This window comes from Marinobacter sp. F4218 (genome assembly GCF_019443085.1).
GTDB lineage: Bacteria > Pseudomonadota > Gammaproteobacteria > Pseudomonadales > Oleiphilaceae > Marinobacter > Marinobacter albus.
On sequence record NZ_JAHZIL010000002.1, the window covers coordinates 735,083 to 756,867 of the forward strand.

The following is a 21,785-nucleotide window of genomic DNA, read 5'->3' on the forward strand; positions in this document are numbered from 1 at the left end:
TGATCATCAGTCACGTATCGGATTAGTTATTCTTCTGCTGGAAAAGCTGATCCAGCTTCTGCTCGAACTCGTGGTAGTTCAGGAAATCATAAAGCTCCATCCGCGTCTGCATCAGATCGACCACATCTTTCTGATCGCCCTTCTCAAGGATGTTCTGGTAAACAGACAGGGCAGCCTTGTTCATCGCGCGGAAGGCGCTCAGCGGGTACAGAACCATGTCAGCACCGGCATCGCCGAGCTCTGAGCGGTTGTAAAGAGGCGTGGCGCCAAACTCGGTAATGTTCGCCAGAATCGGCACATCCAGCGCGTCCGCGAACGCCTTGTAATGCTCAAGTTCGGTCACCGCCTCCGCGAAAATACCGTCGGCCCCCGCTTCAATACACGCCTTGGCCCGTTCGATGGCAGCGTCCAACCCTTCTTTCTGGAAGGCATCGGTACGGGCCATAATGAAGAAGTCATCATCCTCTCTGGCATCTACAGCGGCCTTGATGCGGTCAACCATTTCTTCCTGCGACACGATTTCCTTATTCGGTCGGTGCCCACAGCGCTTCTGGGCCACCTGATCCTCAATATGGACAGCGGCAGCACCCGCCCGTTCCATCTCACGAATGGTGCGGGCAATGTTGAAGGCCCCACCCCAACCTGTGTCGATATCCACCAGCAGCGGCAGATCGCAGGCCGCAGTAATACGACGAACATCTTCTACAACGTCATTCATGCTGGTCATGCCCAGATCCGGCAGACCATAGGAGGCGTTTGCGACACCGCCGCCCGAAAGGTAGATCGCCTGATGCCCTACTTTCTGCGCCATCATCGCCGCATAAGCGTTGATGGTGCCTACAATCTGCAGGGGCTGGTTTTCTTTCAATGCCTTGCGGAAGCGTGCTCCCGGGGAAAGTTTGGTGGACATGATGCGTACCCTCATCTATCAGATAGTTAAAACGCCTTCCTGAATCTTCTTTTCGATATTTCGGCGAGCGGCGTTGATGTGTCGTTTCATCAAAAATTCGGCGAGTTCACCATCACGCTGGGCAATGGCTTCGACGATACGGCGGTGTTCACCGAGCGCCAGATGGGGGCGCCCGGCGGAGGTGCTTAACCGGTAACGGTACATTCGCACCATGTAATAGAGATCGCCCAGTAACATCTGGGCCAGTTTGGTATTGCGGCTGCCGGTGGCAATGCGGTGATGGAAATCGTAGTCACCCTCTGCCTGGTAATAGGCCTGCCCCTGAGCCTCTTCAATCATGCGTTCGTGAACATCCAGTGTAGCCTGCAGGTCGGAAATCTCCGCATCGGTCATTCTCTCGGCAGCCTGCCGGGCGGCAAGCCCCTCCATCACTTCCCGGATGCGATAGAGCTCAACCAACTCTGCAGCGCTCACGGACACCACTTTCACGCCGGCATGGGGCCGGCGAACCAGAAGCCCTCGGGATTCGAGGCGGCCCAGAGCCTCCCGGAGCGGTCCGCGGGTCAGGTTGAACCGGGTACAAAGCTCGAGCTCTCCGATCTTTTCTCCCGGAGCGAGCTCACCTTTTACGATGGATGTTTGCAGACAATCGAATGCTTCATCCGCACGGGTGTATGTTTTTTCGCTGACCTCTGGCATTTTTGTTAACAATCCGGAATATTTTCCAGAGAAATTACGCCGAAAAGCCCATATTGTCAACAATGCACTTCAGCACAGTGCAGTTATTGTCAACATTCAAGCTGCCGATCAGTACAGTTCTCTTTCCTTGGGTGGCGGCGGTGAATACTGATACACCCACGTCTCGGTCAGTACTTCGTCACCCAACTTCAGCACCACTGTCAGATCAATGGGGTCAGTCGAATTATCCGGTACAAGATCGAACATCGCTCGATAGCCGTTGAGCGAAGCCAGGGGCCTCGCCGACGAGATTTCGACAGAGCCGCGACTCACCGTTATCACCGGTTCCACCTGCGCGTCCCCGGATAGCATCTCCAACATGCCACCGGCAAAATCGATAACGAACCGCCACGAAAAGTACTCTCTCGGTTGACCTACAACGCCACCCAGCCCTGTCCGGGTTGCTCGGGTTGTTGCCAGTCTGGCTTCGCCAAGCGGCGCTGTATCGCCCCAGGTGAGACGATAGGAGAACAGATACTCCTGCCCCGGAGACAGGACTGTTTCCGGATTCCAGTAGGCCACTATGTTGTCGAACGTTTCATCAACAGTTGGAATTTCTACGAGGTCGACGCTGCCCGCGCCCCAGCCATCCAGAGGTTCCACCCAGAGACCGGGGCGTCGATCATAGAAAACCCCGTCGTCCTGGTAATGATCGAAGTCTCGGTCGCGCTGCAAAAGCCCGAAGCCTTTCGGATGCTGATCGAGGAAACTGTTGTAGCGGAGACTCCCGGGATTCACGATCGGTCGCCAGATCCACTGATCTGCCCCGGTGTGCATGAGCAGGCCATCTGAATCATGGATTTCCGGTCGCCAGTCATAGTCCATCCGGCGACTGTTCTCGCCGACCTGATACATGCTGGTCAGTGGTGCAATGCCGAGCCTGTCGATTTCTTTCCTGGGATACAGCGCCACCTCAACGTCCATCACAAATCTGGCGCCGGGATCCAATACAAACGCGTAGGCACCGGTGACGCTTGGCGAATCCAGCAAAGCCCAGACCCGGAGTGCCTTTGCTCCGGGCGCTGGCCGTTCGAGCCAATACTCTGCAAAACGTGGAAATTCCTCACCGTCGGGCCCCGCCGTGTTGATGGCCAGCCCCCGAGCGGACATACCGTACTGGATCTCTTTTCCCACAGCGCGGAAATAGCTCGCACCCAGAAAGGCGGCAAGATCCAGCTCAAAATTGGTGTGATAATGAATACGAAAACCCGCGAACCCCAGGTCCCGGGGAAGTTTTCCCAACGGCTGTTCGCCTTCGTACTTGAAATAATCCGGGTGGTACTCCAGCGGCCAGGCCATACCCTCCTGCACCTCATGGATGCGAACGGGGGTCTGGAAATACAGGCCGAGATGAAAGAGTTGCACCCGGAATGGCAGAGATTGACCGGCCCACAACGCGCGATCAGGGCGAAAACTGATTGCCTGATAATCATCCCAGGACAAGGCCTTCAGCGAGTCGGGCAATTCGCCCTCATGGGATTCATAAGATTGCTCGGACAAATACCTGGCCCTGCCTTTCAGCCACTCGTAGCTGAACGTTTTCGGACCCTCTGACGGACTCTCGCTCTCTGCAGCCCACAACCAGCCGGACGGGAAATAGTAGCTACCCGCACCGACTGCAACCCACCTGAGCAGTGAACGCCTGTCCATGCTTCCTCCTTCTCATTTGTAGACGTCGGCATCTCTGGCCGAGCCGTCTACCTTCTCCAGAATGCGCCGATGAACACATTGCCCCCAATAAGTCCCTACTGATGCTTTCCATGCTTCCCTGTGAAGATAATCCAGCGCCCACCTGTCTCTTGCGATGCGTGCAACCTTTGCGTTCGACAAATAGACAGGGCCGTGTTGCAGGCAACTCTCCACATCACTGGCCCAATGCTGCTGACGGGCAGCGGCTGTATGAACACGAGCGAACGCCTGATGCAGGCGATTGACATGTGGAATCAGAATCGCCTGCTGGAAAGGTGTGAGGGTTTGGGAAGGCCTGCTCAACAACCGGTACTCCAAGGCACGTTCAAGCACGGGAGGTGGCTGGAATTCCTCGGGTATCATCAACAAGCGCCTCTCCAGCAACCCTATCCCCAGCGCCTGGCGACTCAGCAGGACGGAAGTCGGCGCCGACAGAATCAGCGGTACCGCGACCGGAAGCGACCAGAAAAAAAACAGTGTATCCAGCTGCCAGGCAAACAGTGCCCAACCACTTCCAACCAGCATGGCCGGCAGTTGATTCCAGAATCCCTCTCGCCAGGTTATCTCCTCGGTCCGGTTCTGACCGGCCCATTTAAGGGAAACGTTAAAGAGCGCCGCAATGACAAACCGACTGTGAGCCAACATTCGAACGGGCGCCAGCAAGACAGACACCAGACTTTCAAGCAGAACACTCTTCAGCAACTTTATATAGCCACCAAACCCGGCGGAAGTGCGCTGGACCACTGAATCGAAAATGGCCAGGAACTTCGGGAAGAACAACAGCATCAAGGTACTCAGGGCCAGCCCCAACGCCCACTCGGGCCGCCACTCCGGCCATAGTGGGAACAGGCCCTGATACCCTTCAGGGAAGTAGTCAATGGGCGCAAGCGTCATCTGCGCCGCCGAGATCGTCACCGCGATGAGGAACAGCAGCCACAGCGGGGATGCCAGATAGGCCATAACTCCATTGAGAAAAGCCATCCGGTGCGCGAACCGCAGACCTGGCTCCCGAAGCATGACCCAAAGATGCTGAAGATTGCCCTTTGCCCATCGGTTATCTCGAGCCAGCTCATCTCCCAGTGTTGGCGGCGATTCCTCAAAGCTTCCACCCAGCTGCGGCTCCAGCCAGACTTCGTAGCCGGCACGACCCATGTAGGCCGCCTCGACAAAGTCGTGACTCATGATGGCGCCGCTGAAGAGTCCTCGTCCAGGGAGTTTTCGCAACCCGCAGTGCTTCATGAAAGGCTCAACCCGAAGTATCGCGTTATGGCCCCAGAACGCCGCGTCACCCATCTGTACGGCGGCCAGGCCGGTGGCAAACAGTGGAGAATAGAAACGGTTAGCAAACTGCTGAATCCTTGCAAACAGCGATTTTCCATTGATGATGTTGGGGTTGGTTTGCAGGATCCCGACCTGGGGCTCCAGCTCCATAAGCTGCACCATCTGGCAGACCGTCTGGCCGCTCAGCAGGCTATCGGCGTCGAGGACAACCATATATTTGTGGCGGCGTCCCCACCGTCGGAGGAAATCTGCCACATTTCCGCTCTTGAAATTCAGATTGACCGCTCTGCGCCGGTAGAAGATCCGGCCCTCCGCACCAAGCTCGGTCACGAGATCGTACCAGGCCGCCCGCTCTTCCAGCCAAACATCCGGGGATCGGCTATCAGACAGGATATAAAACTCGAAGTGGTCGAGTTTCCCCTGGCCGGCAAGGTCTTCATAGACCGCTTTCAGGCCTTTGAAGGTCCAGTCGACGGGTTCGTGATAGATGGGGAGCAGAATCGCGGTTGTCGCCAGCGGCGCTGACTCAAGCTCTGCCTTTGAATGCCGCTTGACCAGCGAATAGGAATCGCCTCCGAAGGACCGGATAAAGAATCCCCAGACGGCGATCCAGAAGCCAATCGCAATCCAGATGTAAAGCACAGCGAAAAGAACGATCAGGGCTTTTTCAACGATCGTGCCGCCGTGGTACGGCAATATCCAGAGCAGGTAATAGGTGGCTATGGCGGTCTGGCCGAACACCAGAAATATCATCAGGCTCCGGCGAAAGATTGCAACACCACGCCAACCGGATCGCCTAGCCTTTCCCATCGTCAACTCCGGGCGGATTGTAGCCAATACTGCCCCGTTTCAGGGGCGGACAGATCTCAGGCACGGCAAGAGTGGGTAACGAAAAATACTCGGGAATCATATCTATTACACGATCCCGGACACTGGTCTGGGAATCGTCTGCCTGAGACGCCAGAACCGCCTTCTCCAGAAGCTGTAGCAGCCTGCAGCATTGGTCTCCGGTCATCTCGACACCGGATTCCACGAGGTAGAGGAAGGCCCGGTTGAAGACGTCCTGAAGGTCAATATCGCGCATTCGAAACGTTGCTCCCGGGGTTGCTCACTCGGACTGACGCATCAGGTTATTGTCACTGCCCAGCTCGTAAATCCAGGTCTCGGTCATTGGGGCGCCATCAAGGCTGAGGAAGGCCCTCAGGGACAACACCTTGCCAGGCTCAGGACGCGCCAATATCGAAAGGCGCCACATGTCCTTTGCTTCTACAAACTGGACAAAATGCTCCAGAATCTCGACACCCTCCCCACCGGAAACATTACTCACCACGGGTGCGTCGCGGGAAAGCCCTGACAACTCCTCACTCTCAAAATCAACGACAAACCGGTAGGCGTTGGGATTGTCATCAGAGGGTTCACTGCTACCGAAGAAGGTCGGGATGGCGCGCCCGGTTTTCTGACCGCTGATATCGGGGCCACCAAAACTCACCCGGTAATTGAAGTCCAACGTCTCCCCGGCGCGAAATGTGGAATCGGGTTTCCAGAACGCCACGATGTTGTCGTTCGACTCCTCCTCGGTGGGCAGTTCGACCAGCACCACATTGCCGGTCCCCCAACCATCGCCGCTTTCAACCCAGGCACTTGGCCTGATGTCATACCGGTACCCAACATCTTCATAGGATTCAAACTGTTGGTCCCTTTGCATCAACCCAAAGCCTTCCAGATCTCCGACCTGGTGGTAACTCATCCTCAGTTTTTTCGGGTTCAGCAGCGGGCGCCAAAGCCACTCCCCGGTTTCAACGTCGTGAACAAGGAGGCCATCCGAGTCGTGAACTTCGGGGCGCCATTGCCCCAGGGGTTTCAACGAGTTCTCGCCGTAGAAAAACATTGACGTCAAAGGCGCGAGGCCCAGTTGCTCAATATCCTCCCTGAAAAACAGCTTGGCCGTGACATCCACCCGGGTGGAGGAGCCTGGCTGGATGACAAATCGGTAGGCGCCGGTAATCGAGGCTCCATCAAGCAGCGCGAACACCACCATTGAGTCATCGCCAGTTGCAGGTTGTTGGAGCCAGAACTCAGTGAACGACGGGAACTGCTCACCTGAGGCCAAGCCGGTGTTAATGGCGATGCCCCGTGCCGATATTCCCAGACGCTGATTTTCGCCCATTCCCCGAAAGTAACTGGCGCCACCAAATACCAGGAACTGTTCTCTCACATCAGAGCCAGAGAACGGGTAGGTGACTTTGAATCCCGCATACCCCAGGTCGGCTGGAATACGGTTCATCAAGTCCTTGTCAGGATACGTAAACGCTTCCCGGCGAAATGGAATGGGGTGCTCGTTTCCCTCCTTCACCTCATTAAGGCGCACAGGGTGAGCGTAAAAGCTGCCGGGCGCCATCATCGTCACCCGGAACTTTGCCCCGGACTCACGCCAAAGGGCTGCGTTCGGATCAAACTGAATGGATCGATGTTGGGACGGGCTGAGTTCCCGGAGAAAATCCGGCACTTCTTGAGGCGCCTCAAATTCCGCCCCAGCAAGCGCCTCAGCTTTCTGCTCAACATCGTTAAAATCGAAGCCGTAAACGAGGCGAGGCAACGTCATAACAAATGCCAAGCAAAGTATGACTCGATACTTCCTGGTATCTGCCACGATCCTGCCCTCTTCCTTGCGTGCTTCCGATGGATCACCTATCAACATAGGCAAATCTAGCCACAAGTGGCAACTCGAAAGTAGAGGAAACGGAGGTTACATGTCGACGAAAATGGAAAAAGACAGATCTGGGTGGCTCGGAAGAGTCAACTCAGGGTCCGAAACCGCGAGCATCTTACCCACACTTAATGCGGCGTAAAAATCCCGGGAATCGAGTTTGAGGGAAACTTCGCCCACGCTCGCGCCGCCCTCTTGCAGGCCGTCAGGCTCATTACCCGGGGTCCAACCACGGAGCATCGCCATCTGGACAGAGGACTGAGTGCCGGGGAACACAGGAATCCGGAATTTCGGACTTCCCGCTTCAAGCCGCAGCCATCCGCCTTCTGCGGCGTATTTGGCTTGGCCGCTGTAACCCATGGCCAAGGACGATCCTGCAATCTGGATCTGCTCGGCTGAGGGCAGATCCTTACCTGCAAATTGGTACTGACCGCCCAATCCGAGGCTCCAGTCATGAAATTCCCGATGGATCGATGCCGACAGCGCAATTTTCCGGAACTGATCTTCCGTGTAGTTGTGACTCGATGTGTTGGTGACGTCCCGGGTTTCAACACCGCCGAACGCTCTAAGACTTGTGGAGGACCGCAATCCCGCCAACAACTCGTGATCTTCCCGCACCTCGAGTCCGAGTTTCGAAATCTGGTACTGGGTTTCCTCCGCCCAGCCCGTCGCATTTGCCATGCTCGAAGTGCCGGAGGCATGGTTCAACAGGCTGTTCAGGGAAAACCCGCGCCAGGAAACCAGTGGCCGGCTCCCCTTGATCCTGAAAACATCGTGTTCGCTCTGGGAGTCGAACCGGTTGCCTTCGCCAACGCTCACTCCCGTCCAATCGCTGTTCTCGAACTCCATACCGATATCAAAGTTCGACACCGAAAGCCCGTAATTGAACACCAGAGAGCTGGACTCAAGATTTTCACGTCGGGAGACAGTGTCCTGATAATTGAGCCCGATCCGCTGCTTTGACCAGCCCAGGTCATCGCTTGCAAGGCCAACTCTGCCGTACGTCCGTTCGTCGTCGTGATTGGAGGAGCCGGTGACCTGAACTTTCGACGCCACGTATCTGGCAACTGATGGCAGCAGTTCACCCGGGTAGCCACCTGCAGGCCCGCTTGCGCCTTCATAGCCCGATGCGGCGCCAATATTGATGAGTGAAATGCACAAAATCAGTGCAAAAAAACGGGTAACTCGCACTCGTGATCCTTCGGGAGGTGACCAAAATATGAACAGCACTTTATCTGCCCAACGGCGTTCAACACCAGCCAGATTGACCAAAAATTACATCTTTTAATATGCGGCAATACATGCCCTTATAATTGCATTTGAAAGTTGTTTGCGAAGTGTTGCACAGTGTAACCAAAGCCCGATCCTGAAACATTCCGGTTACACTTCCTTACACCAAGGCCGCAAACCTCCATTTCGACGGACAACTTCGTTAAACTCGGCACAGTTTGTGATTAGGCTAAAGCGACACGCTTGGAAGATTCCCATTCAGGGGCAGTGATTGCTCAACAAAGGACGAACCCAATGATCAAAAAATGTCTGTTCCCCGTTGCCGGATACGGCACCCGCTTTCTTCCCGCCACCAAGGCCATGCCGAAGGAAATCCTCCCGGTCGTTAACAAGCCGCTGGTGCAATACGGTGTGGAAGAAGCTGCCGAGGCCGGGATCCATGAATTTGGTTTTGTAACCGGGCGCGGCAAACGGGCTATCGAGGATCATTTTGATATCAGCTATGAGCTGGAGCATCAGATCGCAGGCTCGGGCAAGGAAGACCTACTCGCGTCCATTCGCGACCTGATCGATAACAACACCTTTGCATTTACCCGCCAGAACGAGATGAAAGGCCTCGGCCATGCGATTCTGACAGGTCGCAACCTGGTCGGAGACAACCCTTTCGCGGTGGTTCTGGCGGACGACTTCTGCCTGGGCCCTGATGGTGAGGATGGCGTGCTGGCTCAGATGGTCAAGCTTTACAACCAGTTCCGCTGTTCCATTGTTGCCATCGAAGAGGTGCCGGAAGACGAGACCCACAAATACGGCGTCATAGCTGGCGACTCCATGAAGGATGGCCTGTACCGGATTACCGACATGGTTGAGAAACCGGCACCTGAAGACGCGCCCAGCAACCTTGCGATTATCGGCCGATACATACTGACCCCGGACATCTTCGAAATCATCGAACGAACACCGGCCGGCAAGAACGGCGAAGTTCAGATCACCGATGCACTTCTGGAACAGGCCAAAAATGGCTGTGTGCTCGCTTACCAGTTCAAGGGCCGCCGCTTCGACTGCGGCAGTATCGATGGCTTTGTTGAAGCGACCAACTATGTTTACGAAAACATCTACAAGAAGGAAAACTGAGAGGTAGGCGGCTTTGGCTAGCCACCGAGGATCTGAAGAATCATGCGCCGGTTCTCCGTGGACGTATTGCGGAACCGGCGCAGCAGTTCCACTTCCTCCTCCGACAGTTGAACGCGGTTGATTTCCTGCTCCAGTTGTTTGATCGCGACCGAGAGATCGTCACTGTTGCTGAAGGCCAGGCCTGGTAACTCGAGCTGGCCGCCATCGCCAGGCTCGTCCAGATCAAGAAGGTTTTCCAGGGGAGTTTCAGTACGCATGCAGAAATCAAGCAGTTCGGTCACGCTGGGGTAACTGCGCTGCCTCGCATCGGTTGCCTCCCAGCTTCTGACGCGGGTCTCCTCCACACCGCACATCTGGGCTACATCCCACCGCGAGAGGCGACCGTCCTCACGAATCTGTCGCAAGCGACGATTGAACGTTTGCAGGTACCGCATAACTGGTTGCCTCTACCCTCTGCAGGGGCCAGTGTGTCTGAGCCCAGAAAAGATCCGAATCTCACCGAAAAGTGAATCAAACTGGAAATGTAACGTACATATAGCTTTGCACACAATCTACCTTTATTGAATCCGATGGCGACGGAACAGGATGTATATGGCTGCACAACCTCTGGATGTCGAGACCGCCTGGCAACTGGTGCTGCAAGCCGTCAATCGCAGCGATGTGACACTGGGCTTGCCTGAAAGCAGCGAGGCTGCGGTAAGGCTCAATGGCCAGGGTGCATGGCATTTGCTGCATCCTGCGACGCCCCAGGCAAAAGACGTTCTTTCCCTCTTTCTGCCCTTGTGCAAGCCACTGGCACCCGGCACACCCTCACGCGTGGTCGGACAACTCGGGCAGAGCCTCGATGGTCGAATCGCGACGGTCACTGGGCGCTCACGGTTTATTAACGGTTCAGACGGCATTACTCATTTGCACCGTATCCGTGCTGTATCGGATGCGGTGATCGTCGGCGCTGGAACCGCGATGACGGATAACCCGCGGTTGACCGTCCGACGCACCCAGGGCCCCAATCCGGTTCGCGTCGTCATCGACCGGCATCGCCGCGTTCCGGACGGCCACCACCTGTTCACCGATGACGAAGCGCCAACACTGAGGTTGGTGGCCGGACGGTACAAGCCGAGAGCCCAGGCAACATTGTGCGAAGGCGTGACAGAAGTGCCCTGTCTCGGTGATGACCGAGACCGGGAGACGGTCAATCCGACGATTATTATCCAGGTACTGGCAGACTTCGGACTTCGCAAGATTTTTGTCGAAGGCGGCGGCGTCACCGTCTCAGCATTCCTGCGTGCGGGGCTGCTTGACCGGCTTCATGTCATGGTGGCCCCGATGATCATCGGCAGCGGCAGGCCCGCCTTTTCCCTTCCTGAGATTGACCTGCTGGAGGATGCGCTGCGTCCACGGTCCCGACTGGTTAATCTGGGCAGTGATATGCTCTTTGATCTCGATTTTTCCTGACCTGCCCGTCGACCAGGAATCCAGCGTTTCGCATCCGTGCGACCAGAACCAGCAGCCCCGGCAGGGTGGACAGGAAAACCAGCCCGCCATAACCGACGCTCAACGCCAGGCCCTGCTCCGGAGGCAATCCCGCCATCGGCCACAGTAACGCAGCAGCACCTTCCCGAACCCCCCAGCCAGAGACGGTGACGGGGATAACCATGCTTAACAGCAAAAGGCTGCACAACGCCGTCATCAGCAACAGGGAATTCAAACTGTCGAGGTAGCCCGCGCCATGGGCCAGAATCAGAAAAACTCCCAGATAGCTGGCAAGGACGAGAAGGGATGTTCCCATCTGAACCGGGAATGCCGGCCACCCCAGAAGCGTGCGACCGATGTCTTTCCGAAGTCGCCTCAGATACCACTCAGGGCCATCGTCCGGACGAATGACAAATCGCCCCAGACAGAGAAGGAGGGTAGCCAGCCCGGCACCCCCCCACACCCACCACTGAGACTGGATGGGAAACATGCCCGCCTGCGACAACCAGGCCACAGCGATCAACACTACGAGGCCCAGCACCAGCTGGCCTGACAAACGCTCGATGGCGACACCATGAATCGCGAACAGCGGCCGCCCACTGGCCTTGCCGTGTTGCCATGCCCGATTCACATCCCCCAGTACCCCACCCGGTAATACCTGGTTCAGGAAACTGGCCAGGTAATACTCACGCACAGCCACAGGATACGACAAAGGTGTTTTCAGAAGCCATGAGGTGTACCACCAGCGCCATGCCGACAACAGCACCTGAAACACCGTCAAAACTAATGCCGGCAGCAGGAGGTCGACCGGCAACTGCGACAGTTCCTGCCACAGCGTCTCGCGATCCACAGACACGAGCACAGCAGCAAGCAGACATGATGCCATGCCCCATTTCAGTAGGGGACGGCGCGCTGGATGCCCCGACCACTTCATTCTCACGCCTCTCCCGGCAAGGCCAGCAAGTCCAGGTGATGGACCGTAACGGACAGCGTTCCCGCCGCCAGCTGAGTCTCTCGGGTCGCTAACCAGTCGGAAAGCCATTCCGCACCGCAGGGGTCCTGTTCGTCAGCCGCCTGCACCCACCCCTCAAGCAATCTGCCGGTCAGGGAGGCGTTCCCCGGCTCCAGGCACCAGGGACTGTCGGCAACGGAAACGGTATACCCAGAATCCTCCATCAGGTCTTTGAGGACCCGGGTGGCTTCGGCTCCCAGTGCCCGCCCTACTCCCTTATCCCGATGCTGGTGTCGGTTAACCAGCGCACGGAGTCGGTCATCGTGCTCGTGCGGCGGGTCCAACTCAAAACGACCGGCGTAACTCAGAACCACCAGCAAGGCTGACTGACGGGTAACGACAGCCTTTACCAACGCCTTGAGCCAGTTCTCGGAAACCAGGTCGATCAGTGCCGATGCCGTTACCAGGCCGACCTCAGCTGGGATGTGGCGCCCAAGGGAATCCTCGCCCAGCCGGACAACTGATTGAGACACTTCGACGTCCGGCGCTGTCAGCCTTTCCTGGGCCTCATCCAGTAGGCCGGCGTCCTGGTCCAGCAATAGCCACCGCTGGGGAACGAGCAACCGCGGTATGAGGTACAGGGCATTGGAGCCCCGACCTGCTCCGAGATCAACGATGGAGACGCCCGCTCCGGGTCCGTTTCGTTGAGGATGCGCTGGGTAAGCCGTTCGCACCCAGCGGGCCAGATCCAGCGTCAGTCTTTCCGAGCGGGCAGCATGATCGGACCCTTCGCGACGACGGAGCCATTCACGGTCGAACAGGCTTTGTTGCCTGGTGCCCACCAGATCAACCATGGCTTCCTGGAAGTCGATTGCCGCCAGCCGCCAATTCCGCGTGTGAGCCGACTCCTGCCTGGCGCTATCTTTCTGGCGAGCCAATTCCTGCGGGTCTGCCAACCAGCCTCCCAGCGTGGCAGACAATGAACCGACGTCACCCGCCTCATACTGCACCACCCCACGACGCCTTGCCGTCTGTGCCAGAGCCCCACCATTAGACGTAATCACCGGGAGGCCCGCCGCAAGGGCTTCATCGATCACCATCCCATAGCCTTCATAAAGTGACGGAAACACAAACAGGTCCGCCTGGCGGTAGAGATCAAACAGTCGATCTTCATTGACCTCACCGGTGAGGGACACCCGACTCTCGAGCCCGGCAGATTTGATCTGGGTTCTGACCCGCTCACTGTAGTCGGGATTCCGGTCGCAGGACCCGGCCAGGGTGCAGAACCAGGGCAATGACCGCAACCCGGCCAGGGCTTCGATAAGTTGATGTTGCGCTTTGCGCGGCGAGAGGTGCGCGACACACAGAATGCGAGGTGCGTCGCCGGAAACCCGGACCGAAGGGTCAGGTGTCGATGACCCTGGAATTGACTGAACGCCCGGCTCTACGGTTCGGATGTTCTGCGCCTGAACACCGAAGTCAACCAAACGGTCTGCAGTGAACCCGCTGGTGGTAATCACCCTGCCGACTGCTGCCAGGGCCCGCCTCTCCTGGGTCAAGAACCAGCGCTGCTCTTCGGCACTCAGCCCCGTTTCATCCGCCAGCGGATGATGTACCAGCGCCGTCAGGGTTAATCGCGAAGCATGGGCCTCCACAACCTCGGGCAAACCGCCCATGGCGAGACCGTCAAGTACAACCACGGCACCGTCGTGAAAGCCCCTCAGGCACCGGTCCAGTGCGGCTTTCGCTTCTGCGTCAGGCCAGGGGAAACGCCCTGGCACACCAGTAACCTCTGCCGTAAGGCCCAATTGCTTCAAAGCCTCGACCAGAAGCCGAACATAGCAATAGCCGCCCGTATTCTGATTCGGGTCTCCCGGGACCACAAACTCTATGTCCCAGGGCGATTCAGATCGCGCCATGGTAACTGGCCCAGGCAATGTGAGATTCCGACAGTGTCACTTTCAGGCTGACGATGCCTTTGCCAGACTCTCCCAGACGCCCGGCTCGAATCGCGTCTGCGATCCGCTCGAAAACCACGCCCGCCATGAACTCGGTGGTCGTGTTGCGGCCCTCGAACGCCCCAACCTGGTCAAGATTCTGCATATTGAACTCACCCAGCACCTCTTTGAGCAAGGCTGATGCCAGGCCTATGTCCACTACCAGGTTGTCGGCATCCAGCTGGTCCCGCTCGAAGGAAACATCGACCACATAAGTGGCGCCATGAAGCTTCTGGGCAGGCCCGAAAATCTCTCCCATGAAACTGTGCGCGATCATCATGTGGTCGCGAACGGTCAGACTGAACATAGAATATCCTCAAGCAACACAGGCAGGTTAATAAACGATCCGGTGACATAGCGTACGATTTGCATCGGCAAGCACGCTGGCCATCTTTTCTGGCATGTCGGTGAACCGGCTCTCGCCACTGATCAGACAATCCAGCCGGCCATCGTCAAGCAATTCAAGGGCCAGCCGCATGCGCCTGCTGTGGTCCCAGCGGGAGCGGCGGAGCGGCGGAAGTTGGCCAACCTGACTGGACCTGAGAGTCAGCCTACGGGAGTGGAAAGCGCCACCCAGGGTCGCCGGCACCGGCTGGCTGCCATACCAGCTCATTTCCACAATCACCGCCTCCGGACCGGCCAGTGCGAGCGCCGTCTCCAGGCCGGAGGGATGGCCGCTGGTGTGGTAGACCAGATCGTGGTCATCCGGCGCGAATGATGACTCGAAGCTGAGCCCAAGGGCTTCCGCGATCGCCCTACGATCCTCATTTATGTCTACGGCGGTCACGCGCGTCCCCGGAATCTTACTGGCCAGCCAGGCTACCAGGAGACCGACCACCCCCGAACCAACCACCGCTATCCGGTCGCCAACGCCGGGCGCGCCGTCCCAGAGCCCGTTTACAGCAGTTTCCATGTTCGCGGCAAGCACCGCACGTTCGGCAGGAACGGATTCAGGGATGACGGTAACGGCTGAGGCCGGAACCTGATAACGCTGCTGATGCGGAAACAGGCAAAACACCAATCGACCCTGGAGATGTCGGGGACCGCTTGCCACCCGCCCCACATTCGCATAGCCATACTTGACCGGGAACGGAAACCGGCCTTCCTGAAAAGGCGCTCGCATCCGTTCGAATTCTGTCTCTGGCACTTGGCCGCCGAGAACCAGCGCCTCGGTTCCACGGCTAATACCGGAATACACGGTTTCCACTGTCACCAACTCGTCCGAATTACCGGGAAGGCCCGAGTTGATTTCGGTTCTCAATAAAGTCCCCTGTCCGGGACCTGTCGCCCACCAGGCGAATGTCGTTTCCGAGGTCACTTCAGTTTCGGGTTTCAATAGACTCTCCCTGCATCTGGGCGGTGGCTTTGAGTCCGAACGGCGATTTCCCACGTAATCACACTCAGACGTGACGCACTATAGTCCCTGAATCGCTGCGGCACCGTCCCCGCAGACTTCAATGCTATACGCTGGGGTTTTGATATGGATTCGAAAGGCGACTCGGCTTCGCCGGGTCTCACTGCACTGCAGGACCTGACGTGGGCACTCGTTCTGACCGCCGGTCTTAGTTCTGCGCTTGCCTTGCTCTGGTCGCTACCCGCCTTCTTCTGGTTGATCGCCGGAGTTCTTTTCATCGTTCTCAGCGGGTGTGTACTTCGCCACTGGTTGCCCGATTCAGATATTGGGCCTGCCAACCGCGCGACGCTCCTGCGGGCAACATTGGTGATTGTTCTTTTCGCCAGCGCACCGTTCGCCGATCGATTGGGGCAAGGAGTCTGGTTGTATGGAATCTTGGCCCTCGTGGCACTGATTCTCGATGGTGTGGATGGCGCCATAGCCCGTGCGACCAACTCCCAGACCGAATTCGGTGCTCGCTTTGATATGGAACTGGACGCCACATTTCTTCTGGGACTCTGTGTTGCTGTTGTCGCATTGGACAAGGCTGGACTGTGGGTGCTCGCGCTCGGATTAATGCGCTATGGGTTCCTGATTGCGGGTTGTTTCTGGCGCTGGCTCAACCATCCACTTCCTGAAAGCTTCCGGCGAAAGACCATCTGTGTCTGGCAAATCGTCTCCCTGATGGTGGCTATCCTGCCGCCAATTTCGCCCGTGTTTGCCAGCCTGGCACTGGCAACGGCACTGATACTCCTGATCTGTTCGTTTTACGTCGATATTTACTGGCTCTTTCAAAGGAGAACCGCTCATGCAACTGCCTGACACGATTTCACGGATTTCACGCTTCGCTTTCTTGCCCGCGCTCATGGCCGTCGCGCCTGTGGTTTCGGCCGAGCCGGCCAAGTTCACGGTGGACTCGGAACATTTCTCCATGGCCTTTGAAATCATGCATATTGGCTATGCGCCGGTTATTGGCATGTTTCGGGAAGTAGACGGAGAATTTGTCTATGACGAGGCAACGGGCGATCTGAATTCAGGAACACTGGTTTTCCAGAGTGACAGCGTATTTACAAATCACAAAAAGCGTGACGATCACCTGCGGGGGGAGGACTTTCTGAACAGTGCGAAGTACCCAGAGATCGTCTTCACCCTGACTGAGTTCGAATCAACGGGTGAAAACGCGGGAAAAGTTACTGGGGACCTCACCATGCTGGGTCAAACCAATCCCGTCGTTCTCGATGTCACCCTGAACAAATCCGCCGTCTACCCCATTGGGCACGAGGACTTCACGCTGGGCATCAGCGCCGAAACGATCTTGAAAAGGAGTGATTGGGGAATGACTTACGGCCTCGACTCGGCCCTCGTAGGCGATGAGGTCCGAATGCGTTTCGGGTTCGAGGCGAATCGGGACTCCGGCTGGTTCTGAGCGCAGCCTCCCGTTTTGTGATCTACCCCTCATCGCGAACACATTTTGTTACATTCTGAACTCAAAGCTTTGCCGGACTGTCCTTAACGTCTGTATGTTTATCAGCCATAAACAAGACAAAAATAACAAGGAAACGACGGATGCCCGGCAAGGCGCTCGTATTGTTAATGCTTGTAACCACCTGCGTGGTTGGTACCGGCTATTTTCTGTCCGCAGACAACACTTCGACGTTTGAATGGCTGAACATCCCATTTTCCGACAGCGTTCGACAAGACATTCCTGCAGGTCAGGCCATAAAGGATCGTCACCTTGCGACCACGCAATCGGCGCCTCGGCAGCCGGGTGACAACGCCCTCGGTTTCATGCTGACCAGCATTGCCGACCAATACACACAAAATACGCGCTATCCCTCCTGGTCCATTCCTCTCTCACCGGCACAGGCCAGAGGTTACCAGGGCAATCGCTATCATCCGGTCAGCCTCCCCCTGGGCGACGACGGCCACTTCACGGTCACCCTGGAGAAATACCGGTTCACGAAGGGCGAATCCATTCTTGTGGTTGCGTCGCTGACGGGACCTCAGGTTGTAAGCGATAGGCTTCAGGCAACACTGGAGGCAACGCAAGTGCGGGAGGCCGTTGCTTCTACCAACCTCGACTCCTCAGACAGTCCGGGATTTTATGAAGGCTCCCTGGAATCGGATGAAGACCCCGGGGAATATCGGCTCATAGTCGAGGCCCAGGTGGACGGTAAGCCAGTAAGGCATGTCTCCACGCTGACTATTGAACCCTACCTCGGAGACTTCGAAGGCCTCGGAGACACTTACCTGAACGACAACAACCTGGTCATACCCGTCCATTTCTCTCCGGAAACGCCGGGGTTCTACGCCCTTTCCGCCCAGCTGTACGCCGGACAAACCCCCATTGCCCAACTGCAGTCTGAACAACGCCTCGACATGGGGGCGGACACTATCCTTCTCAAAGCCCATGGAACGGTGCTGGCGAACCGAGAGGTACAGGGTCAACTGGAGCTGCGCAACCTTCAGATTCGCCAGTTGCCCGCCAGGCCAGGGGAACGGACCAATTACGCGTTCGGGCCGGAAGAGGGCTATTCATTCTCGCCGCCGGATCTCGAAAACCTGCGAGATGCTCCGTCGGTTGATCCTGAATCAGAGCGACGGGCCGCCCTGCTCCGGCAGTTGGCCGACAAGTTCTGATAAGGGGGCCTTTCCGGCTCCTGACCGGCAGACGCCGGGGTGTACCGTCGGACGTACCTTCAGTGTCCGGGGACGACGGGTAAACGTCTTGTTACAACAATAATTCAGCAAAGACGGAGCAATCATGACAACGACGAAGATCGGAAATGCCTGCAAGGCCGCGCTCGCGGTCGCAATCACCGGCAGCCTTTTTGCCGGAACCGCCCAGGCCAAGTTAGCCGGGCATAATGTGATACTGGTTCATGGCTTCCAACAGGAAGACCTGGCCAATCCACCAGAAAATTTTCAGGCCGTAAAAGATGCCGGTGAAGACTACTGGCGTACGTTCTGGCTATCCCGATCCGACGCACGAGTCGACTGGGGAAGCGACGGACGGATCGAGGGCAGCATTGCTCAACAGGCCTATCAGCAAATTCGCCAGATCAGCCAACAGGGCCTTTGCAGCAATTACTGCATCGTTGTCTCCCACTCCACGGGAGACCTGGTAACGCGTTACTTGCTGGAGAACCAGGCCCGCTGGCTGCAATCGGAAGGACTCGCCCCCCTTAAAATCCTCGCTGCCATCGACTATTCCGGCGCCGGAGGGGGTACGGAATTGGCCGATCTCGCTCTCAGCATTGCCTACAATGACAGTTGGTATAACTGGCCGTTGAAGGCCGCCGTAGAAGCCTTCACCGGCATTGAACCGGAACCGGGCAAACTGGGCGTGGTAAATGACCTACAGACCAACGCGGCCCGAAACCTTGCGATCAGCCCGAATTCGATTCCCAGGCTTCGGTTTGTCGCCGGGGGTGCCTCCTATGGCGGGGTAACAAAACCCTTTATCGCCGGGACCGACGATGGCGTGGTCCCGACGCATTCCGCGTGTGGCTCAACAACGGCCGAAGGGATCGACTCCTGCTCGAACAGAATCAGCCTGGCCGGCAAGGTAACCAGCCAGAACGGGCCGGATGGCCTCTGGTTCAATCACTTCCCGGTCCTGATGAACGAAGGCGTAACGCACAGCGGCGTGCTCGGATCGGAAACTGGGTACACGTCGGTGCCGGTTGTGAACAACACAACCCTGAACGGACTTCGGGTGGACTTTGCCAGCCGAACCTACAATCAACGGGCTTGGTGGCAATGGTGGGGAGCCGGCGATACCTATATTGAGGTGCCAGGCTCCGATCAGACCGACATGTCGACATTGGTCTACACCACGCTCAACAACTGATCTGAAAATTCTTTGATTTAATTAGGAAAAAGCGGGTTCACGGAGGGGCCCGCCAAATCCGCCCGGCCCGGCCCGCCTTTTCTTTTTTATTCGCAAGCTATACATTGTCCCGCTTTCTGTCTTTCCGTCGCTGGTCGACACTCAAACGGGTATCCAATGTCCGACGCTCAAAAATCAGATGCACTTCTGGTCGCGGTGACTCTTGTGGCGGCCATCAGCTGGATGTTTTCCAAGGAAGCGGTTCTGCTGATGCCTCCTCTGATGTTTATGGCAGCGCGGTTCCTCATTGCCGGCAGCGCCCTTGCCCTCGCAGCCTGGCGTCCCCTCTCAAGGCTGAGTGCCGATCAGGTTCGACGCAGTGTGGGGGTTGGCCTGGTGTTCGGAGTGGCCATGAGTTTCTGGATTATGGGCCTTTTCCACACAAGAAGCATGGGCGAAGGCGCATTCCTGACCAGCCTGGGCGTGGTGATCGTGCCCATCATTGCCCGCTTGGCCTTCAAGGAGAAACAACCTGCGAGTACCTGGCTTGCCATTCCCATTGCCGTTTCCGGCCTTGCATTGCTCTCTTTGAAGAACGGCTTTCAACCGGAACCCGGCCAAATTTTCTTTGTCTGTGCCGCCTTCATCTTTGCGCTGTACTTCACCCTGAACACCCGAACTGCCAATCAACGGATCGTCATCAACCGTCGGGGCGAAACGATCGAAAAGCACAGGGTACCGGCTTTACCCCTGACCGCATTGGCACTGTTAACCGTGGGCCTGGTAACACTTGTAGAGTCGCTGATTCTGGAACCCTGGCAGCAAACCCTTGTTGATCCATCGCCCCTGCTGATTTGGTGGGTACTGGCGAGCGCGCTCATCGGAACCGCGGGGCGTTTTCTGTTACAGACCTATGCCCAGAGCTTGTCAGCCCACAGCCATGGCGTGGTCATCCTGGTACTGGAACCTATCTGGGTAGCGCTGTTTGCAGCAGGCTGGTTTGGAGAGAGCATGAGTCCCGTCCAACTCGGCGGGTGCGCCCTGATTTTCACTGCATTGGTGGTCAATCGCTGGGGTGCCCTGGGCAAAGCCATAAAGACCTGGCTGAGGAATCGGAAAACCGCATAAAAATGGTTGACCGAAAACCGGAGAATAAGTATATTGCGTCCCCGTTGCAGGACATAGGACCATAGCTCAGTTGGTTAGAGCGCTACCTTGACATGGTAGAGGTCCCCAGTTCGAATCTGGGTGGTCCTACCAATCTCACGAAGATCTGCAACCCCCTCCGAAGACTTTTCAGAACACCAGTCGGTTTAGACGCGTGAATGCTGAAAACGTCTGTAGCATTTCAAACGATTCTTAAACCCGCATAGCCAAAATCCGGCGCTCACTTATTCTTGTCAATGAGGCATCGGCACTTTTCCCGCTGTGGGTCAGTTTATGGCCAACGCCGCCTCAACAATCTGTTCTGCAATCTTCCAACGTTGCGTAGCAGGTGACTGAAATGATTACTTTTAATACCCCTGACTCAACTGTGTTCTGTGACATCGGAAAAGAGCCTATGCCGGTCACGCATGACTGCCACCTTGATCCTTGTTGTACGGATTCCGGCATTGCCAAAATCCTCGAAACCATTCCTCTCGAAAGCATCAAAGCCAAGCCGCCGGCGCAGAAACGCCATGAACGCGTCTATACCAACAACATTCCGAGATCAGAGCTGTTAAAACTGTTAGAGGATCCCGACGGAGATGTCTGGATTGCACTGCACGAAATTGAAGACACACCGATATTGCGCCATGTGTTTCGGGAAATGGCATCCGCTTTGAGGGAATCTTTACCGGCGCCCTATGGCAAAGTGACCCTCTGCACCGGTTCACTATTCATTAGCCGGGGCCAGGCGACTACTCCCTACCATCTGGATTACGGCAGTAACCTGCTGCTGCAGCTTCGAGGCAGCAAGCACTTTCTCGCGTTCAGCCCAAATGACCCTGAGCTGGTCCCGAAACAGAGTCTGCAGGAGTTCTTTGGTGGAGAGTGCAATCCGCCGTCCCTGAAATACCGCCCTTCGTTTGACCAAAAGGCTTTGATACTGGATCTTGAGCCTGGAATGGGTCTCTACATGCCATCAACCAGCCCGCACTGCACGGAGACGAGAACCCGTGAACTCTCCCTTACCATCAGCCTGTCTTTCGTCGCGCCGCGGGTGGACGTGCTCCGACGATCCATTCTTTTTGACGCCAGGCTCCCGGACTTCACCTTTGTTCCGGTTGCCATGAAGTGCGCCGTTGTCGCGTTCTACGAAAACCTGCTTCACGCATTGGGGGGAAACGAGCCGCGCCACAAGAGCTTCAAGCCACTGGCCCACTAGCCCTCTCCCAATGCCGCAAGTCGTGGTCGGGGCGTGCAAGTTCTATTGCCAGGCCCCGGCCAATTACTTATCCTCACCTCCCGA

The 21,785-nt window shown here is 56.8% G+C and carries 20 protein-coding genes and 1 tRNA gene; 9 read left to right on the forward strand and 12 right to left on the reverse strand.

Going from position 1 to position 21,785, the window contains the following annotated elements; all coding sequences use genetic code 11:
• Positions 1–22 precede the first annotated feature (22 nt).
• The 7 genes from prpB to K0B93_RS03740 form a co-directional block, all read right to left on the reverse strand.
• Positions 23–910, reverse strand: a complete 888-nt coding sequence (gene prpB / locus K0B93_RS03710) for a methylisocitrate lyase (protein WP_219865887.1) — start codon at positions 908–910, stop codon at positions 23–25.
• A gap of 18 nt (positions 911–928) precedes the next feature.
• Positions 929–1,609, reverse strand: coding sequence for a GntR family transcriptional regulator (locus tag K0B93_RS03715; protein ID WP_219865888.1), 681 nt, complete (start codon positions 1,607–1,609; stop codon positions 929–931).
• Positions 1,610–1,717: 108 nt separating this feature from the next.
• The gene (locus K0B93_RS03720; RefSeq protein ID WP_219865889.1) at positions 1,718–3,298 is read right to left on the reverse strand and encodes a glucan biosynthesis protein; all 1,581 of its coding nucleotides are present in this window, start codon (positions 3,296–3,298) and stop codon (positions 1,718–1,720) included.
• A 12-nt stretch (positions 3,299–3,310) separates the two neighbouring features.
• Entirely contained in the window at positions 3,311–5,428 is a 2,118-nt protein-coding gene (gene mdoH, locus K0B93_RS03725; RefSeq protein WP_219865890.1) for a glucans biosynthesis glucosyltransferase MdoH, read from the reverse strand.
• Complete coding sequence (locus tag K0B93_RS03730; protein ID WP_219865891.1) at positions 5,415–5,702, reverse strand: hypothetical protein; 288 nt, start codon at positions 5,700–5,702, stop codon at positions 5,415–5,417. Before K0B93_RS03730 ends, mdoH begins: the two co-directional genes overlap by 14 nt.
• A gap of 24 nt (positions 5,703–5,726) precedes the next feature.
• Positions 5,727–7,220: a glucan biosynthesis protein G gene (locus K0B93_RS03735; protein ID WP_219865892.1), complete on the reverse strand. Its 1,494-nt coding sequence runs from the start codon at positions 7,218–7,220 to the stop codon at positions 5,727–5,729.
• A gap of 144 nt (positions 7,221–7,364) precedes the next feature.
• Positions 7,365–8,516 (reverse strand): ShlB/FhaC/HecB family hemolysin secretion/activation protein, encoded by a 1,152-nt coding sequence (locus K0B93_RS03740; protein WP_219865893.1) that lies wholly within the window; start codon positions 8,514–8,516, stop codon positions 7,365–7,367.
• Between the two features lie 333 nt (positions 8,517–8,849).
• On the opposite strand from K0B93_RS03740, the gene galU reads away from it, so the two are divergent.
• On the forward strand, positions 8,850–9,686 hold the full coding sequence (galU, locus tag K0B93_RS03745) for a UTP--glucose-1-phosphate uridylyltransferase GalU (protein ID WP_219865894.1): 837 nt from the start codon (positions 8,850–8,852) through the stop codon (positions 9,684–9,686).
• 17 nt (positions 9,687–9,703) lie between these two features.
• Here galU and K0B93_RS03750 read toward each other — a convergent pair whose 3' ends face one another.
• Positions 9,704–10,120 (reverse strand): helix-turn-helix transcriptional regulator, encoded by a 417-nt coding sequence (locus tag K0B93_RS03750; RefSeq protein ID WP_219865895.1) that lies wholly within the window; start codon positions 10,118–10,120, stop codon positions 9,704–9,706.
• 157 nt (positions 10,121–10,277) lie between these two features.
• Here K0B93_RS03750 and K0B93_RS03755 point away from each other — a divergent pair, with 157 nt between their 5' ends.
• Positions 10,278–11,141 carry a RibD family protein gene (locus K0B93_RS03755; protein ID WP_219865896.1) on the forward strand — a complete coding sequence of 288 codons (864 nt, stop codon included), beginning with the start codon at positions 10,278–10,280 and terminating at the stop codon, positions 11,139–11,141.
• On the opposite strand, the gene K0B93_RS03760 is transcribed toward K0B93_RS03755, so the two are convergent.
• The 4 genes from K0B93_RS03760 to K0B93_RS03775 are packed head-to-tail and all read right to left on the reverse strand — an operon-like array spanning position 11,098 to position 15,444.
• Positions 11,098–12,045 (reverse strand): lysylphosphatidylglycerol synthase transmembrane domain-containing protein, encoded by a 948-nt coding sequence (locus K0B93_RS03760; protein WP_228743211.1) that lies wholly within the window; start codon positions 12,043–12,045, stop codon positions 11,098–11,100. The genes K0B93_RS03755 and K0B93_RS03760 overlap by 44 nt on opposite strands.
• 50 nt (positions 12,046–12,095) lie before the next feature.
• Positions 12,096–14,030, reverse strand: coding sequence for a glycosyltransferase family 4 protein (locus K0B93_RS03765; protein WP_219865898.1), 1,935 nt, complete (start codon positions 14,028–14,030; stop codon positions 12,096–12,098).
• Positions 14,017–14,415 carry a 6-pyruvoyl trahydropterin synthase family protein gene (locus tag K0B93_RS03770; RefSeq protein WP_219865899.1) on the reverse strand — a complete coding sequence of 133 codons (399 nt, stop codon included), beginning with the start codon at positions 14,413–14,415 and terminating at the stop codon, positions 14,017–14,019. Before K0B93_RS03770 ends, K0B93_RS03765 begins: the two co-directional genes overlap by 14 nt.
• Before the next feature lie 27 nt (positions 14,416–14,442).
• Positions 14,443–15,444, reverse strand: a complete 1,002-nt coding sequence (locus K0B93_RS03775; protein ID WP_219865900.1) for a zinc-dependent alcohol dehydrogenase — start codon at positions 15,442–15,444, stop codon at positions 14,443–14,445.
• A gap of 144 nt (positions 15,445–15,588) precedes the next feature.
• Here K0B93_RS03775 and K0B93_RS03780 point away from each other — a divergent pair, with 144 nt between their 5' ends.
• The 7 genes from K0B93_RS03780 (at position 15,589) to K0B93_RS03810 (ending at position 21,701) form a co-directional block, all read left to right on the forward strand.
• Positions 15,589–16,323, forward strand: a complete 735-nt coding sequence (locus tag K0B93_RS03780) for a CDP-alcohol phosphatidyltransferase family protein (protein WP_219865901.1) — start codon at positions 15,589–15,591, stop codon at positions 16,321–16,323.
• A complete protein-coding gene (locus K0B93_RS03785) occupies positions 16,310–16,927 on the forward strand; it encodes a YceI family protein (protein ID WP_219865902.1) in 618 nt (205 codons plus the stop codon). The genes K0B93_RS03780 and K0B93_RS03785 overlap by 14 nt, the downstream gene beginning before the upstream one ends.
• A gap of 140 nt (positions 16,928–17,067) precedes the next feature.
• Entirely contained in the window at positions 17,068–18,141 is a 1,074-nt protein-coding gene (locus K0B93_RS03790; protein ID WP_219865903.1) for a hypothetical protein, read from the forward strand.
• A gap of 124 nt (positions 18,142–18,265) precedes the next feature.
• Positions 18,266–19,354, forward strand: a complete 1,089-nt coding sequence (locus K0B93_RS03795) for a hypothetical protein (RefSeq protein WP_219865904.1) — start codon at positions 18,266–18,268, stop codon at positions 19,352–19,354.
• Between the two features lie 156 nt (positions 19,355–19,510).
• Entirely contained in the window at positions 19,511–20,461 is a 951-nt protein-coding gene (locus K0B93_RS03800; RefSeq protein WP_219865905.1) for a DMT family transporter, read from the forward strand.
• 55 nt (positions 20,462–20,516) lie between these two features.
• Positions 20,517–20,593: transfer RNA gene (locus K0B93_RS03805), tRNA-Val, on the forward strand.
• Between the two features lie 301 nt (positions 20,594–20,894).
• On the forward strand, positions 20,895–21,701 hold the full coding sequence (locus K0B93_RS03810; RefSeq protein WP_219865906.1) for a cupin-like domain-containing protein: 807 nt from the start codon (positions 20,895–20,897) through the stop codon (positions 21,699–21,701).
• The last annotated feature ends 84 nt before the right edge of the window (positions 21,702–21,785 follow it).

What these genes read in the sequence shown, in the direction of transcription:
- K0B93_RS03770 (WP_219865899.1), bottom strand. Translation starts at nt 14,415, where the DNA reads ATGTTCAGTCTGACCGTTCGCGACCACATGATGATCGCGCACAGTTTC.
- K0B93_RS03755 (WP_219865896.1), top strand. Translation starts at nt 10,278, where the DNA reads ATGGCTGCACAACCTCTGGATGTCGAGACCGCCTGGCAACTGGTGCTG.
- K0B93_RS03730 (WP_219865891.1), bottom strand. Translation starts at nt 5,702, where the DNA reads ATGCGCGATATTGACCTTCAGGACGTCTTCAACCGGGCCTTCCTCTAC.
- K0B93_RS03795 (WP_219865904.1), top strand. Translation starts at nt 18,266, where the DNA reads ATGACAACGACGAAGATCGGAAATGCCTGCAAGGCCGCGCTCGCGGTC.
- K0B93_RS03715 (WP_219865888.1), bottom strand. Translation starts at nt 1,609, where the DNA reads ATGCCAGAGGTCAGCGAAAAAACATACACCCGTGCGGATGAAGCATTC.
- K0B93_RS03800 (WP_219865905.1), top strand. Translation starts at nt 19,511, where the DNA reads ATGTCCGACGCTCAAAAATCAGATGCACTTCTGGTCGCGGTGACTCTT.
- K0B93_RS03790 (WP_219865903.1), top strand. Translation starts at nt 17,068, where the DNA reads ATGCCCGGCAAGGCGCTCGTATTGTTAATGCTTGTAACCACCTGCGTG.
- K0B93_RS03785 (WP_219865902.1), top strand. Translation starts at nt 16,310, where the DNA reads ATGCAACTGCCTGACACGATTTCACGGATTTCACGCTTCGCTTTCTTG.
- K0B93_RS03720 (WP_219865889.1), bottom strand. Translation starts at nt 3,298, where the DNA reads ATGGACAGGCGTTCACTGCTCAGGTGGGTTGCAGTCGGTGCGGGTAGC.
- mdoH (WP_219865890.1), bottom strand. Translation starts at nt 5,428, where the DNA reads ATGGGAAAGGCTAGGCGATCCGGTTGGCGTGGTGTTGCAATCTTTCGC.
- galU (WP_219865894.1), top strand. Translation starts at nt 8,850, where the DNA reads ATGATCAAAAAATGTCTGTTCCCCGTTGCCGGATACGGCACCCGCTTT.
- K0B93_RS03760 (WP_228743211.1), bottom strand. Translation starts at nt 12,045, where the DNA reads ATGGCATCATGTCTGCTTGCTGCTGTGCTCGTGTCTGTGGATCGCGAG.
- K0B93_RS03735 (WP_219865892.1), bottom strand. Translation starts at nt 7,220, where the DNA reads ATGACGTTGCCTCGCCTCGTTTACGGCTTCGATTTTAACGATGTTGAG.
- K0B93_RS03780 (WP_219865901.1), top strand. Translation starts at nt 15,589, where the DNA reads ATGGATTCGAAAGGCGACTCGGCTTCGCCGGGTCTCACTGCACTGCAG.
- K0B93_RS03765 (WP_219865898.1), bottom strand. Translation starts at nt 14,030, where the DNA reads ATGGCGCGATCTGAATCGCCCTGGGACATAGAGTTTGTGGTCCCGGGA.
- prpB (WP_219865887.1), bottom strand. Translation starts at nt 910, where the DNA reads ATGTCCACCAAACTTTCCCCGGGAGCACGCTTCCGCAAGGCATTGAAA.
- K0B93_RS03810 (WP_219865906.1), top strand. Translation starts at nt 20,895, where the DNA reads ATGCCGGTCACGCATGACTGCCACCTTGATCCTTGTTGTACGGATTCC.
- K0B93_RS03750 (WP_219865895.1), bottom strand. Translation starts at nt 10,120, where the DNA reads ATGCGGTACCTGCAAACGTTCAATCGTCGCTTGCGACAGATTCGTGAG.